Origin of the sequence: Streptomyces sp. NPDC058000 (assembly GCF_042886435.1) — a bacterium.
GTDB lineage: Bacteria > Actinomycetota > Actinomycetes > Streptomycetales > Streptomycetaceae > Streptomyces.
Map to the genome: position 1 here is coordinate 119,256 of NZ_JBHVQS010000011.1, position 14,553 is coordinate 133,808.

Consider the following 14,553-nt stretch of genomic DNA (forward strand, 5'->3'; position numbering starts at 1 on the left):
CGGCCTTTCCGATCACCGGTCGAGGAAGTCGTACAGGGCGGCGGCGTAGTCGTCGGCCCCCAAGGGCGCCGGAACCGCGCCCGACGGTGCGCCCATCGCCTCGCACAGCAGCGGGAGATGGGGCAGCAGGCGGTCGCACAGGCCGTCGATCACCGTGGGCAGTGCGCGGACGGTGGCGGGCGCCAGGGTGCCCGCGGCCAGCAGCCGGCCGGCCGCCCGACGCGCCTCGACGGCTCCGTACAGTGCGGCCAACGGACGGAGTACGCAGCGGAGTTCGGGGTCGTGGACGGCCTCGACGGCGGCGGCCGTGGCATCCGCGACGAGCCGGGCGCCGTACGCCTCGCCGAGTCCGTGCGCGGTGTCCAGCAGCGGGTTCCACAGCTCCAGTCCGGTCCGCCCGGCCTGGACACCCCTTCGGACGGAGCGCTGCAACTCGTCCCGCAGGCAGCCCTCCTGGGCCCGGGCGACCGCCGGCCACCACCCGGGCTGGTCCGCGGGAACGTCGACCGGCGGTACGGTGCGGCCCGCCCCGCCACCCCTCTCCTGGGCGAGGGCCCGCCCGGCGTCCAACAGGATCAACTGGCTGTCGCCGCCCGCGGTGTCGAAGGCGTGCGCGAAACCGTGGTAGCCGTCGAGCAGGTTGGGGTGCAGGAATCCGGCCAACCCGCAGCGGTGCTGGCACTCCGCGGCCACTCGCGCGGCGCCGCGCACCGTGACCGCCTTGAGCACCGCCAACGGCCGGTCGACGGCCGTCCACGGGGAGAAGGTCATCCCCTCCGTGCGGCGCGCCGGGGCGCGGTGGGCCGCGGCGGTGCGCGACCGGGCCCAGATCTCCCGCGCGGTCCGGCCGGCGCAGGTCAGGGCGAACGACTCGGCCAGCGCCCCGAGCAGCGCGTGCTGCTGGTTGCGGAACTCCAGTACGCGCACGCCGGGGGCCAGCCGGCCGTGGGCCCGGCGGTGCGCGGAGAAGCGCAGGGCCGCCACCGCGCACTGGCGGGCCATCGCGGCGACCGCCGAGGGCAGGGTGGCCCACAGGATCTGCCCGACGGACAGGGTCCGTTGGAGTCGGGCGTCCGGGCCGCCGAGCGGATCGTGGAAGGTGCCGTCCGCGTCGATGTGCGCCCGGTCGCGCAGCCACTGGACGTATGGCACCCGTACTCCGTCGAACCGCACCAGTGCGTAGTCCAGCGGCAGCGACGGCATGCCGATGCTGGGGGAGACCGTCACGCCCGGCCGCGGGCCGGCGGCGTCGGTGAGCTCCACCACGAACGAGAACACCCCGCGAGCGGTCCCGTCGACCACGAGGCGGGCGCACACCGCGGCGCTCTGCGGCACCCCGGAACCGCCGACGCTGGAGAACTTCGCCGCGCCCAGCACCGGCGTGTCGAGCACGAACTCCCGGGTGTCCGGGTCGAATCGGGCGGTGGTCCGGATGCCCAGATGGCTGCCGGCGTCCCCGACCTCGGTCACCAGGAAGACGCCCTTGGCGCGGCCGGTGGCCAGGGCCTGCCAGGGACGGCCGAGCGCCGCCGGGTCGTCGGTCAGGGTGACGACGGAACCCAGGCACAGTACGTAGTGGTTGAGAACGGCCATGTACAGCGGTGGGTCGGCGAGCGCCACACACTCGCCGACCACCGCGAGCTGCTCCGGATCACGGAACAACTCGCCCACCGTCGGCAGGTTGTCCACGATCAACCGCAGTCGCCGGTGCACCCGGCGGGCGGGGTCCTCGGGGGTGTGTGCAGTCTCCTCACGGTCGGCCGCGAGGGCGGTCAGCAGGCGGCTGCGCAGGGTGTAGGGGCGGGAACCGCTGACGATCTCGCCGAGTTCACCGAGCGGTTGCGTGTACGTGGTCATCGTGATGGCTCCAGAAGGCGGCGGCGAGTGCGGTGTTCGGCCGGCTGGCGGCCGGGGCGCCGGGCCGCGGCCAGGGAAAGGTGGGATCGGCGAGCGGCGCGCGGGCGCCGGCCGCGTCGGGCGGCAGGTTCTGCCGGATGCTGCTGGTCAGTGCCTGACCGGTGCCCGCCTCGAAGAACAGGGTGCGGCTGCCGGTGGTCATCCCGCGGAGCACCGGCGGCAGGCGGACCGGGTGGACCAGGCAGTTGGCCAGGCCGCGGTGGACGTCGTCCCGGGGACCGTAGGGGCCGCCACGAACCGCGGAGTGCACGGGGATCCGGGCCGGGCGGGGGTCGAGGTGACCGATCGCGGCGGCGAAGGCGTCCGCCGGCCCGGTGAGGGACGGGTGGTGGGAGGAGAACGGCAGCCGGAGCCGGGCGGCCGGAACGCCCTGCCGTGCGGCCAACCCCTCCAGGGTCCGCAGGGCCGGCAGCGGCCCGCTGACGATGCTCTCGTCGGGTGCGTTGACGCAGGCCAGGGCGAGGTCGGGGGAGCCGGCGCCGCGCAGCAGGGCCTCCGTGCGGTCCTCACCAGCCCCGATCAGTGTCATCCCGCCGGCGCAGCCGGCCAGTTGACGGGCCAGCAGACAGGCGATCCGGGCGCCTTCGGCGACCTCGAACACGCCGGCCGCGGTGAGGGCGGCGATCTCCCCGAAACTCACCCCGAGCACCTGGTCGGGCACCAACCCGGCGGAGCACAGTGCACGGTGCACCGCCACCGAGGAGCAGAACAGGGCGAGTTGGGGGGTGCCCACACTGCCGGCGGCGAGTTCCCGACCGCTGGGCGGCGTAGCGCTCAGCAATGTCTTCGCCAACGGCACGATACCGAATTCATCTCCCACTTCCTCGGCTTCCTCGAATACCTCGCGGACCGCTTTTCGCACGGCTGTGTGAATGCGCAGTGCGCGACTGAGCGGACTTACCGAGAAGTCGCCCTGCCCGGGAAAGACATGGACGATGCGGAGCGGCGTCGACTTACGATTCCCGTTGCTGGACGCGGCAGCATCACGCATTTCCTCACCCCATTTCCGGTGGATTCCGGTCGGTGTTGTGCCATTCAACATCCGTCGCCCGGCCTGTGGTCTTCGTTTCACGTCCGAGACTGTTGAAAGGGGTGAACGCGCAGGCGGCGCGGCGTCTCAGGAGTGCTGAGAGGGTGACATCACGGCGAACGCACGGTGCAACACCGCGTTGGCCACCGGGAGTTTGCGGAAGGGCGTCAACAGCTGCCGCAACCGGCCCGTGGCGAGATCCGCCGTCCCGGACCGCAGATGGACGTAGTGGTCGAGGAAGGAATTCCAGGAGGCACAGGCCTCCTCCACATGACCGAGACCCATGAGGATTTCCGCGTGCTGGGCATGACTCAGCGCCATGCCCCGGTGCTCCCCAACGGACCGGTGGGCCAGCGAGTTGGCCAGGGCGGTGCGCGCGGCCGGCAGGTCTCCCGTATATCTGAGGACCTCGGCGCGCTGGAATTCCAGGGAGCCGGGGGAGTACGCGGTGAAAGGTTCCGCCGTGCCCGCGCGCTCGCCCATCGTCAACGCGCGCTCGGCCCGGTCCAGGGTCTCCCGCGCCGCACGGTGCCGCCCGCACGCCGCCTGTGTCACGGCGAGTTGGGACAGCAGGAACGCCCGGGCCGGGCCCCCGGACGCCCGGGTCGCGGCGGCGGCCTCGGCGGCGTGCAGGGCGATGCGCCGGTGGCCCAGCGCGAGCCCCTGGGCACTCAACCCGCGCAGCACGACGGCGCGCGCCGTGGCGTCCCCGGACTCCCCGGCGAGCCGCAGCGCGGTGGTGAAGTGACGCTGGGCGAGCCCGTGCACGGAAGCGTCCTGATACATCCGGGCGAGCAGGAACGAGAGCCGGGACGCCTCCACCAGCAGGCCGCGGTGCGGCTGGTGGCCCTCCTGCTCGCGCAGCAGCGGAGCGATGTCGTCCGCGAGGTAGGCGGCCAGCGCCGAGCGCGCCCGGCGCCCACCGTGCGCGTCGAAGGAGGCCGAGTAGAAGCGCACCGCGAGCCGGACGACGCCGAGGTCGTCCCCGGCGTCCTGCTCCCCGCGTAGCACCGCGGGCGCCCCTGCCCGGTCCGCGAACCCGACCGTCACCTTCGCCAACTCCGCTTTCCGGTACGGCATCATGCGGGCGGAGGCCCGGCGCGCGGGATCGTTCTCCATGCTGCACAGTTCGGTGAGCGCGGTGCCGACCGGAATGCCGGAGAGGGGGAGCCGCCCGCCCGCCGGTGCGGACGGCTCCCCGGTGAGCCCCGCCGCAGCGGGGGAGACCGAGCGGCCCAGCCGACGGGACAGCGCCTCCGCGATCAGCTCCGGCACCGGTGGCGCCGGGCGGGTCCCGCTGAGCCAGTGCGCCACGGCCGTGCGGTCGTAGTTCAGGTCGAGGTCTATCTCCGCGGCGAGGGCGTTGACCGTGCGCGCCAACGCCGCCTGCGTCCAGCGGGCCTCTGCCAGCAGGGCCCGCAAATTCTCGTTACGGCGGCGTGACGGCGGCACCTAAGGCTCCCGGCACGGTAGTTCGGGTCGTGTTCTGACCACTCCGCCCGCGTCAATCCGCGTCAATTCCACGGTCGCATCGTGGACACCTGGAGGAGGGGAACCCGAGAAACAGATGGTGCGAAAGGAGTTCATGGGGAGTGATGTCCGTACCTGGTATTGCCGTTGTGCCTGATCAATTTCCCGCTCACCGCTTCCGGAGTCCTTGAGAGTATCCCCGGAAACTTTCCGGGGAAGCCTTACGGTGGCCGGAAAGGCGTCTTGCGGACCGCTGCGCCGTAGCCAACAGCCGTCCACCAACGGAACCATGAATCAAGCCGAGGCGGAACGCCGGACCGCGGCGGGAAGCGTGAACGTGTTGAAAGCCACCCCGTGACACCGGGCAACCCCTGGCCGGACGGCCTGACCAGTGAGCGAGGCAGACTGACCATGACGCCCCAGCGCCGCCCCAACCGCATGCTCGCGGCACTGTTGGCCGAGGCCGACTGGACCGCCACGGACCTCTCCCGCGCCGTCAACGCCCTCGGCGCCGCCCAGGGATTGCGCCTGCGCTACGACCGCACCTCGGTGGCCCGCTGGCTCAACGGCGCCCGCCCCCGGCCGCCCGCCGGGAAACTGATCGGCCAGGCACTGAGCCGCCGCATCGGCCGCCGGCTGACGCTCCGGGACACCGGGTTCGCCGACCCCGACACCACCGGCGGCGCGCTGATGTCCGCCCTGCGAGGCGGCGACCCGGTCCACCGCCTCGCCGCCCTCTGCCGCGCCGAGACTCATCCCGCGCGCCGGGCGGACCTCGCCCGCACCGTCCTCTCCGCCCCGCCCCCCGTGTTCACCGGCTGGGGGAGCCTGCCCCCGGCCCTGCCCCCGGCCGACCCACGCGCACCCCAGGCATCCGCCGCGGCCCCGGGACGCCTGGAGGCCGTGGCCGTCCACAGCGCCCAACTCGGGGAGCGGTACGGCGGCGCCCACGGCCGGCCCGCGCTGGCGAGGTACCTCGGCGCCGAAGTGGTGCCGCTGCTCACCGCCCCGGCACATCCGGCGGTCCGACGCGCCCTCCTCACCGGCGCCGCCCACCTGACCCTCCTCCTGGCCGGCCGCACCTCCGAAACCGGACACCCCGCCCTCGCCCAGCACTACTACGACATCGCCCTCGAACTCGCCCACGCGGCCGGCGACCGCGGCTCCTACGCGATCATCCTGCGCTGCCTGAGCGTGCAGGCGCACCAGCTCGGCGACCACCACCAGGCCCTCGCCCTCGGCGAGGCCGCCACCGACATCGCGGGATCCGCGGTACCCAGCGCCGTCCGTGCCTATCTGCACGCGGGGCGCGCCGTCGTCCGGGCCGGCGCCGGCCAGAGCCGCGCCGCGACCGCGGACCTGCTGACCGCGGAACAGCACCTGGCGCGCGCCACCGGCCCCGAAGGGCCCTTCACCAGCTACCCGGAGACCGCACTGCGCTACCAGCGCGCCGAAGTGCTCTCATGCCTGGGCGATCACAAGGCGGCCCTGACCGAACTGGGGAGTTCCCTCGCCTGCCGGCCCGCCGACCACCACAAGGCCCGCACCCTGCTGCACGCCCAGCTCGCGCACACCCTGCTCGCCCTGCACGACGTCGACGCGGCCGTGGACCACTCCCTCCACGCCCTGCGCCACCACCGGCAGCTGACCGCGGGGTCAGTGCACGGCACCCTGCCCCGGCTGGCCCAACGGCTCGCACCCCATCAGCGCAACCCCCACGTCAAAGCCTTCCGGGAACGTCTGCGCACGACGGCCCGGTGAGGTCGGAACCGCTCCCCTCCGCAGCCCCCGGACCAAGCCACCGCCCCTCCATCGACCGGTGATCCTCCCCCTCGCCGGCCGCACGCACCGCGGGCAACCCGCCCAGCAACACCATCGCCACGTCCACAGGATCGGTCACAAGGCTATAAGGGGGAGAAGGCGGCCCGTTTCGAATCCCGGCGCGCCCAACCCGACCACACTGTTCACCCAGAAGCACGCAGCCCACCCGCCCCACCGGACCACGCCCCGCCCACCGCTCCGGCACGCCGGAACTCCGCCCCGCCGCAGGGAAATTACCCACCACCGCGCCGAACCCGGCGGCGCCCTACAGCCCAGTCACGTCCCAGCCGAGACCGTACGCCAGGAAGGTCACCCGCTCGACCACGATCCAGCACAACTACCGACGCTCCAGCCCTGGTTGACACGACGTCCAGCCACCCGGCCAGCGCCGCGCCGACGGCCAGCGCCGCGTCCACGACGATCGCCGCGTCCACGATCGCCGCGTCCACGACCACCGGGGCCGGTGACAAGGGGAGCGCACCGTGGAGGACGCGGGCGCTGCGGGTGCCGGTGCGGCCGGTGAGCAGTCACCAGGACGCGGTCAGTGCCGCGATGGTGGCGTTACCGCTGATGGACCGGGCCGACGGGGTGCGGGCGACCCGGTCCGAGGGGGAGCCGGGAGCCGATCGACTCGTGATCTTGACAACGGGTGGTTGTTCCTCGCAGACAAAGTGTCCCGATCCCCTGCTCATCAAGCAATCAACGTGGAAGCCGGCACAGCGAGTGGTTGTGCCGGCGCGGTGAGAGGTACCCGTACCCAGCATCGCGACGTGCCTGGGCACCCGACGTTCGCCGGGCTTCCGCACGTCCGCCGGGCGTCCCGACGCTCGCCGGGGATCCAGGCGGGCATTGGGTATCCGGACGTGGATCGGGTGTCCGGCCGGGCCCGGACATCCGGAATCGACAGTAGGCCACCCTGCCATGACGCTACCGGGAAGCGCCGCTCGCGGGTGGTGCGGCGCTGTGGGACGCGTCAGCGGTTCGACGTGCGGAGGGCGACGAACAGGCCGCGCTGCTCCGTACCGTCGCCCGACTGCCAGACACCGGTGACGGATGCCAGGCACCCCGGGGTGTCGGCTGCCTGGCCGGCGGAACCGGCCTCAGTCACCGGTTCCAGTATGCGCGCGATGTGGAGGGTGACGGCGGTCCGAGCCGGCCCCGACCGGTCGTCCGGCTCCGCTTCCGGTGCCTGTTCCGGTGCCTCTCCCAGCTCCGTGATGGTTTCGAAAGCGAGGTCGCTGCCGTGTGGACTGTTGGCGACGGTGGCTGCCCCCACCACCCTCGACGAGCCGAATCCGGCGGCGGCACCGGCACCGGCACCGACGTGACGGGTGACGGATTCGTCCCGGACGTTGCTGGCGTTCTGCGCCTGCGGTTCGGCGCGCCCCTGGAGCAGGGCGAGCAATTGGGCGGCGAGCACGGGGTCATGGGTCCCGTCGTAGATCCAACGCCGGCCCAGTATGCCGTGCTCGGTGGTGCCGACGAGGGCCTGCTCGGCACCGTCGAGCGGGGCCCCGCGGTAGGTCAGCGGGATGAAGTAGGAGTGCGGAACGTCACCGGACTGGTCGGTGACCACCATGCATTCGATGCCTACCTCACCCTGCGGATCGTCGATCCGGAAGCCGCCTGACCTGGCCAGCTGCGGCGCCTGGGGGTTGCCCTGGTACCAAGGCTGGCTCGGCAGCCAGGCGGTGAGAACCTCCAGCTTGGTGGGCTTGAGGGATGTGTTGTGGATAACAGCCATACCCTGCCAACATCATCCCGACGAACATCATTCCCCAACAGCGCCACTCCCGAACAACGGCATTCCCCAACAGTGCCATTCGTCGGCAAGGCTGCTGCCCGTGGAGGTCTTCTCGTGGTGCCGAATTCCCCCTGACATCGCATCAGCCCATCCCCAGCGCAACCCAACCCAACCCAACCCAACCCACTCCAAAGCCCAGCTTCGCAGGTCGGAGAGTGGGCGCATCGAGGCCGAAGCTTGAGGGGGACGTCCCCTTCCAGCGCCAGAGTGTGCAAGGTCCGTTCCTCGATCAGCAGCCGAACGCCGCGGTGCGCGACGCCGGAAGGCTCACGGTTGAGGTCAAGCCGATCGGTGCCCGGACGGGGCATCGGCGCAGCTCCGTGGCCCTTGACGGCTCCCCTTGCCAGCCCCCCCCGTGGCTCCGTCACTCCGCGGCCTCGCGGATCCGTGGCCCGCGGCCCCGCAGTCCGGTGGCCTCAACCGCCTTCCGCAACCGGCCCGTTGTTGTCGTACCGGCCGCTCGAACCACCCAGCCCGTCCAGGCAGCACAGTACGAAGTCCTGAACCACGGGGTTGGTGTCGTCGGCCGGGGCCCAGGCGACCCCCACCTGACTGGGGCTGACGCCGGTGACCGGCCGATAGGTGACGCCGGGGCGCGCGTAGAAACGGGCGGCGGATTCCGGGGCGAGGGCGATGCCGTAGCCGTTGGCGATCGCGGTGAGCCAGTCGTCCGGCTGGTCCGTGACGGCGCCGATGTGGACCGGGTGCCCCTCGCGTTCGTCGGTGGCCAGCCAGTAGTCCCGCCAGCGGCCCGTCTCCGGCGGGGCGGCCACGAACGGCTCGTCCCACAGTTCGCGGAACGGGATCACCTCGTGCGCGGCCAAGGGGTGGGCATCGGCGAGGGCCACCCAGCGGGGTTCGGTGAACAGTGCCACCACGCGCACGGCGTCCTGGCCGGGGAACGGCAGCCGTACCAGGGCGACCTCGACCTCCGCATCTGCCAGTCCGGCCGACGGGTTGGACCAGGCCGCCTGCCGCATCTCGGCCCGCCAACCCGGTCGGCGCCGCGCGAACTCCGCGACGATGCGCGGGGTCGCCTCGTTGGCCCCACTGGCCACGAAACCGACCCGCAGCACGCGTTCCGCCCGGCTCGCCGCGGCCTTCGTCTCCCGCAGAGTCCGGTCCCAGTCGGCCAGCAGCGTGGGCACCCGCTCCGCCAGGGCACGGCCTGCCTCCGTCACGGCCATCCCGGTGCGGGACCGCGTGAACAGGCGTACCCCGAGCTGCGTCTCCAATTGCCTGATCTGCTTGGTCAGCGCCGGTTGGGACACGAACAAGCGCTGCGCGGCACGGGTCAGGCTCCCTTCCTCCGCCACGGCGACGAAGTAGCGCAGCAGTCGGGTGTCGACGTCCATGCCGTCAGGTTATAGCCGCAGGTATTGGACGCCGGCCCCTGGCACGACGAGTCTGGTCACAGACGGACCGCACGGTACTGATCGCACGGACCGGTCGCACACGGACCGGTCGTACGGACGGGACGCCCAGGGCGGCACAGCGACTGTGACCGGGCGGCGGGCTCGTCGCATCGGGTACTCGGAATAGGGAGGCGTCGGCACATGGTCATGGCTTACGCGATCGTCACTGTCCTCACGATCGTGGCGAACGCCGGGATCGCCGCCGCGGACTTCGCGAGGGCCGAGTTCGTCCTCGCCAACTCCGCGGAAGTGGGGGTTCCGCGGAGTTGGCTCCCCTGGCTCGGCGCGCTCAAGGGCGCTGGCGCGGTAGGGCTGCTGATCGGCCTCCTTGGGGTGCGTCCCCTCGGGATCGCCGCCGCCACCGGTCTCGTCCTGTTCTTCATCGGCGCCGTCGTCGCCCACGTCAGGATGCGCGTCTACTCCACGATGGTGGGCCCTGTCGGGTACCTGGGATTGGCGGTCGCATCGCTCGTCCTCGCCCTGCTGCGGTAGGGCCTGTCCGATAGGTCATGAGCGGTGTGTCATGAGTAGCAGGTAGCAGGTAGCAGGTAGCAGGTAGCAGGTAGCAGGCAAGTCAGCAGTCAGCAGTCAGCAGTCAGCAGACTGCGGAGGGGCTGGAGGGGCCGGTGGCGTACGGGTGCGGCGTCGGCTGACTGGCGGCAGGCGGTGAGGGGTTGCGCCGGGAGAGGGGTGCCCGGCACCGGCTGATGGCGACTGGCCCGACGGAACGGTCGGCCTTAACCCGCCGTACGGATACGGTGAGTTGGGGTCGCGGCCCCGCTATTCGTCCAGGAGTGACAGCAGCAGGGTGACCACGACGACGCCGATGCCGATGGCCGCGCCGAGCACCGGGTTGTAGTAGGCGAGGTAGACGGCGAGGCCGCCGAGGACGAGGGCGAGGGCAGTACGCGTGTTCATGCCCTCAGGTCCCGTCGAGGCCGTCGGAATTTTCATCCGGCGGTCGTGAAAAGAATCGGGGAGCCGACGCGTCCTCCTACTGAGCCCGGGGCCGCAATTGCGGTACCCGGTCAGTGGAGAGGACGACACATGAGGCAGCTCTCAGGGGGCGGCGACGACTCCGGGGAGGCGCACCGCCGGCTGTCGAAGGCACGTGAGGCCGAGCTGATGGAGGATGCCCTGCGCGCCATCGAGCCCCGGCTGATCTCCTCGGTCACGCGGGTCACCCGCGACTACCACCTGGCCCAGGACATCACCCAGGAGACCTGCATCGCGGTCCTCCAGGAGTTCCGCCGCGGCACCAGGTTCGAGAAGCCGGTCATCGTGTTCGCAACCGTGGTCGCCCGTAACAAGCTCCGGGACCACTGGCGCAAGGCGTCCTCCAGCGAGCGGCTCTACGACGAACCGCCCGAACATGCCCGGCAGTTCGGGACCGGTCCGGCCGTCGGGCTGGAATACCTCGAACTGCTGGAGTCGGTGAAGGCCGCGATCGCCAACGAACGGCAGGCCGCCGTCTGGGAACTCACGCACGTCTGGGGACTGAAGGGCGTGGAGATCGCCGAGCTGCTGGAGATCTCGTCCGCGACGGTCAGCCGCGAGCTGGCCTCGGCCGAGGCCAAGGCCAAGCTCTGCCGGGACGATGAGGAACCGGCTTCCGCGTAGGTCGTGGCCCGGGCTCCGGCGGCCGCGGTGTGCGGTCGCCGCGCCCGGCCCTGGCGCGGTGCCGGACCGGACTTCGCCCAAGGTCCACGGGTTGGCGGCAATCCGACCCGTGGCCCTTGGGTGGGACCGATCCACACCCAACAGTTTCTGATGGAAGGGTGATCATGAAGAATGGCCATTCCTCTCCGCACGAGAGGATGCTGGCTTACCTCTTGGAGGGGGACCAGCTCGTGCCTCCGGACGCGCGCAGCACACGCGACTGGGAAGCACGGTACGACATGCTGTCAACGGCTGCCGAGGTGCCGGCCGTTGTGGCACATCCGCTTGAACACCCCGACCTGTCGCCAGAGGCTTGGTACCAGGACGGGCTCGACGAGCCGCTGGGACGATGGGTGGTGAAGTGGTGACGTGGTGACACTCAAACTCCGCACACCAACTGTCCACGGGGACACGGGCATCCTGAACATGTGCAGGTCCGTTGTCGTCCTCGTCCTCCTGCACTCGTGGTGGAGTCCGGGGCGGCGCCTCGGCTACCACTGGGGGACATCCTGGGGTGGGCTCGGCACATCCGCCCGGTGCGGCACACGCGAGTTGAAGCAACGGGTGCTGGTGTAGACAGACGACGGGACTGGGGGCGCGGCCCACGTTGGGGGATGGGCCGCGCCGTCCGTGCCCGTCGGCGAAGAGCGGCCGAGGCGCCGCTCGCCTGCACCAGCTCACCGGAGGTCACGCACGATGACGGTATTTCTTCGGCGTTCTCGCGATACTGCCGCCGGCTGTAGCTATTGATCCGTTTGCGTGTGATGTCAGCCTGTCCGAGATATATGCGTTGCCCGGTGGTATGCGATGGTCGGTGACGCGACGGCAGCTTCTTCGGGTGTTTTCGCGTACCCCTCGTAGGTGCAGACCGAAGTCGCAGTCGATCCAGGAGCGAAAACTGTCATGAGCCAGGGAATCACCCCGCATCCGAACGGCGAATCGGTGGCGGACGTCACCCCCGACGACGTACGGGCGTTGGTGCGCGACGCCAAAGCGATGAGCCACGAGTCCGGTGGCGATGCCCACCCCCACGCCAGCGAGATGCTGCTGGCGGTCAAGAAGTATCCGGAGGATGAGCAACCGAGGGACCTGCACGTCTGTATGGGACTCAACGCCTGCCGGAACCAAGACAAGGACGGCAAGGCGGAGATGGCCGGCACGGGCCAGTGCGCCACGGTGCAGCACGTCTGCCACGGCGAGGGGGCCTGCCGGGGCCAGGGCGGGTGCGGCTACGCCGGCAGCGACTTCCAGCAGGCGCACCCCGGTGAGCAGGCATGCCGGTGGAACGGTAGCTGCGCCAGTCCCATCAACGAGAGCCGGGTGTTCTGCGCGGGCCCGTACAAGGGCAAGAGCGTGTGGAAGACCGCACGCAAGCTCTTCGAGGGCCGGATGTACGAAGCAGGCATCGCCTTCGGTCCGTCCCCGGGCGCAGGCATCGAGGACAGCCTGGTGCCCGCTTACGACAAGCCGAAGCCCTGACCCGCGATGGAGCACCGGAGCGTGCCCGAGGCCAGGACGCCGGCGCGCATCGCCCGGCGCCCGGCGGGCGACCGCTACCTGGGATTCGGCGTCGGCCTGCGCACCCCGCACCTCCCGTATGTGCGGGCGCACTGGCCGCAGGTCGATTTCTTCGAGGCGATCACGGAGAACTTCCTCGGCAGCCACGGCGGACGGCGCCGCGCCCTGGACGAGATCGCCGAACGGTACCCGGTCATCCTGCACGGCGTCTGCCTGTCGATCGGCGGCACCGACCCGCTGGACCGCACCTACCTGGGCGAACTGCGCCGCCTGGCCGATGACGTGGACGCCGTCTGGGTCTCGGACCATCTGTGTTGGACGGGCGTCGGCGGCGTGCACACCCACGAACTGCTGCCGATGCCGTTCACCGAGGAAGCCCTGGCGCACGTGGTGCGCCGTGTGCGCTGCGTCCAGGAGGTGCTGGGGCGTCAGTTGGTGCTGGAGAACCCGAGCAGTTACGCCGGTTTCACCGCGTCCAGCATGCCGGAGTGGGAGTTCCTGGCGCGGGTGGCCGAGGCGGCCGACTGCGCGTTGCTGCTGGACGTGAACAACGTGTACGTCTCCTCGGTCAACCACGGCTTCGATCCGTACGCCTACCTGCACGGCATCCCGCACGAACGGGTCGCCTACATGCACCTGGCCGGACATCGGCACTGCGGTACGCACATCATCGACACCCATGACCGGCCGGTGGCCGCGCCGGTGTGGGAGCTGTACCGACAGGCGGTGCGACTCACCGGCGGCGTGTCCACCCTGATCGAATGGGACGAGGACCTACCGGCCTTCCCCGAACTGGTGGCCCACGCCGAACAGGCCAGGATCCAGGCCCGCCACGCCCAGGCCGGGACGTCCCAGGAGCACGTCGCCACCGGAGGCGTCGGTGGCTGAGGGAACCGGCCAACTCGCCGCACTACAGCACTGGTTGCAGTCCGCGCTGCTACATCCCGAGGACACCGGCCCCCCGGACGACAACCGCACGCCCGGCGACGCCCTCCCCCTCACCACGCCCGCCGCCTTGTCCCCGCGGCAGTCGCTGGCGCTCTACCAGGACAGCTACCGCCTGCGCCTGACGTCCTGCCTGCGCACCCTGTTCCCGGCCATGGTGGACCTGCTCGGCGAAGAGCTCTTCGACGGGTTCGCCGAGGACTACTTACGGGCCCACCCCTCCCACCGCCACACCCTGAGCACCCTGGGCGAGCACTTCGCCGACCACCTGGAACGCCACCGCCCCGATGCCGACCTGCCGGCCGCCCAACGGGAGGACTGGATCGACCTGCTGGTCGACCTCGCCCGACTGGAGCAGCTCTACACCGAGGTACTGGACGCGGAAGGGACCGAGGCCGAGCCGGGGAGCGAGCGGTACGGGGAGCGGACGGGCGAGTGCGCGGCCGGCGGGCCGCTGCCCGAACAGGTCCCCGGTGCCGCCTGGCTCGACGCCCCACGACTCCGCCCCGCACCCTGCCTGCGCCTGCTGCGCACCCGGGCCGTGGTGCACTCCTATCTGCACGCAGCGCACCATCGTGGCCCGGGCCGCGAGGCCGTTCCGGACCTGCCCGAGTACCGGCCCACCCGCCTTGCGGTGAGCCGCCGCGACTTCACCGTCGTGGTCCGGGAGATCGGACCGGACGCGTACGCGGTGTTGGGGGCCGTCTGCCAGGGGGCGACCCCCGGGGAGGCCCTGCGCGCGGCCGGCGTGGATCCCCACCGGGGCTGGCCCTGGCTACGGGAATGGACCACGGCCGGCTTCCTCACCACGGCCGACCGTCACACCGGGACCGGATTCCCCGCCGTGGACACCGCACCCGCGGCGCCCGCCCGCCCGGCACTGAACGCGGCACCGACACCGGTGTCTTGACGCACTTCCGCACATCCGCACATCCGCACTTCCACACATCCGCCGTCAGAAAGGGCGACGACCC

General features: G+C 71.3%; 13 protein-coding genes. 7 read left to right on the forward strand and 6 right to left on the reverse strand.

Annotated features, from left to right (window positions below):
* Positions 1-12: 12 nt before the first annotated feature.
* The 3 genes from ACFVT2_RS14615 to ACFVT2_RS14625 all read right to left on the reverse strand — a co-directional run bounded on the left by ACFVT2_RS14615 (position 13) and on the right by ACFVT2_RS14625 (position 4,399).
* Positions 13-1,857: an acyl-CoA dehydrogenase gene (locus ACFVT2_RS14615; RefSeq protein WP_390016822.1), complete on the reverse strand. Its 1,845-nt coding sequence runs from the start codon at positions 1,855-1,857 to the stop codon at positions 13-15.
* Positions 1,829-2,737, reverse strand: a complete 909-nt coding sequence (locus ACFVT2_RS14620; protein WP_390016824.1) for an acyltransferase domain-containing protein — start codon at positions 2,735-2,737, stop codon at positions 1,829-1,831. The genes ACFVT2_RS14615 and ACFVT2_RS14620 overlap by 29 nt, the downstream gene beginning before the upstream one ends.
* 297 nt (positions 2,738-3,034) lie before the next feature.
* Positions 3,035-4,399, reverse strand: a complete 1,365-nt coding sequence (locus ACFVT2_RS14625; RefSeq protein WP_390016826.1) for a hypothetical protein — start codon at positions 4,397-4,399, stop codon at positions 3,035-3,037.
* A 429-nt stretch (positions 4,400-4,828) separates the two neighbouring features.
* On the opposite strand from ACFVT2_RS14625, the gene ACFVT2_RS14630 reads away from it, so the two are divergent.
* Positions 4,829-6,178, forward strand: a complete 1,350-nt coding sequence (locus ACFVT2_RS14630; protein WP_390016828.1) for a hypothetical protein — start codon at positions 4,829-4,831, stop codon at positions 6,176-6,178.
* 1,033 nt (positions 6,179-7,211) lie between these two features.
* Here the strand turns inward: ACFVT2_RS14630 and ACFVT2_RS14635 are convergent.
* Entirely contained in the window at positions 7,212-7,982 is a 771-nt protein-coding gene (locus ACFVT2_RS14635) for a 1,4-alpha-glucan branching protein (protein ID WP_390016830.1), read from the reverse strand.
* Between the two features lie 476 nt (positions 7,983-8,458).
* Positions 8,459-9,397: a LysR family transcriptional regulator gene (locus ACFVT2_RS14640; RefSeq protein ID WP_390016832.1), complete on the reverse strand. Its 939-nt coding sequence runs from the start codon at positions 9,395-9,397 to the stop codon at positions 8,459-8,461.
* 201 nt (positions 9,398-9,598) lie between these two features.
* Between ACFVT2_RS14640 and ACFVT2_RS14645 the strand changes: the two genes are divergently transcribed.
* Positions 9,599-9,949 (forward strand): DoxX family protein, encoded by a 351-nt coding sequence (locus tag ACFVT2_RS14645; RefSeq protein WP_390016834.1) that lies wholly within the window; start codon positions 9,599-9,601, stop codon positions 9,947-9,949.
* A gap of 288 nt (positions 9,950-10,237) precedes the next feature.
* Here ACFVT2_RS14645 and ACFVT2_RS14650 read toward each other — a convergent pair whose 3' ends face one another.
* A complete protein-coding gene (locus ACFVT2_RS14650) occupies positions 10,238-10,375 on the reverse strand; it encodes a hypothetical protein (protein WP_390016837.1) in 138 nt (45 codons plus the stop codon).
* A 129-nt stretch (positions 10,376-10,504) separates the two neighbouring features.
* Here ACFVT2_RS14650 and ACFVT2_RS14655 point away from each other — a divergent pair, with 129 nt between their 5' ends.
* The 5 genes from ACFVT2_RS14655 (at position 10,505) to ACFVT2_RS14675 (ending at position 14,489) form a co-directional block, all read left to right on the forward strand.
* Positions 10,505-11,077: an RNA polymerase sigma factor gene (locus ACFVT2_RS14655; RefSeq protein ID WP_390016839.1), complete on the forward strand. Its 573-nt coding sequence runs from the start codon at positions 10,505-10,507 to the stop codon at positions 11,075-11,077.
* A gap of 164 nt (positions 11,078-11,241) precedes the next feature.
* Positions 11,242-11,484 (forward strand): hypothetical protein, encoded by a 243-nt coding sequence (locus ACFVT2_RS14660; RefSeq protein ID WP_390017083.1) that lies wholly within the window; start codon positions 11,242-11,244, stop codon positions 11,482-11,484.
* Between the two features lie 535 nt (positions 11,485-12,019).
* Positions 12,020-12,595: a hypothetical protein gene (locus ACFVT2_RS14665; RefSeq protein ID WP_390016842.1), complete on the forward strand. Its 576-nt coding sequence runs from the start codon at positions 12,020-12,022 to the stop codon at positions 12,593-12,595.
* Between the two features lie 21 nt (positions 12,596-12,616).
* Positions 12,617-13,522 (forward strand): DUF692 domain-containing protein, encoded by a 906-nt coding sequence (locus ACFVT2_RS14670; protein WP_390016845.1) that lies wholly within the window; start codon positions 12,617-12,619, stop codon positions 13,520-13,522.
* The gene (locus tag ACFVT2_RS14675; protein WP_390016847.1) at positions 13,515-14,489 is read left to right on the forward strand and encodes a putative DNA-binding domain-containing protein; all 975 of its coding nucleotides are present in this window, start codon (positions 13,515-13,517) and stop codon (positions 14,487-14,489) included. Before ACFVT2_RS14670 ends, ACFVT2_RS14675 begins: the two co-directional genes overlap by 8 nt.
* The last annotated feature ends 64 nt before the right edge of the window (positions 14,490-14,553 follow it).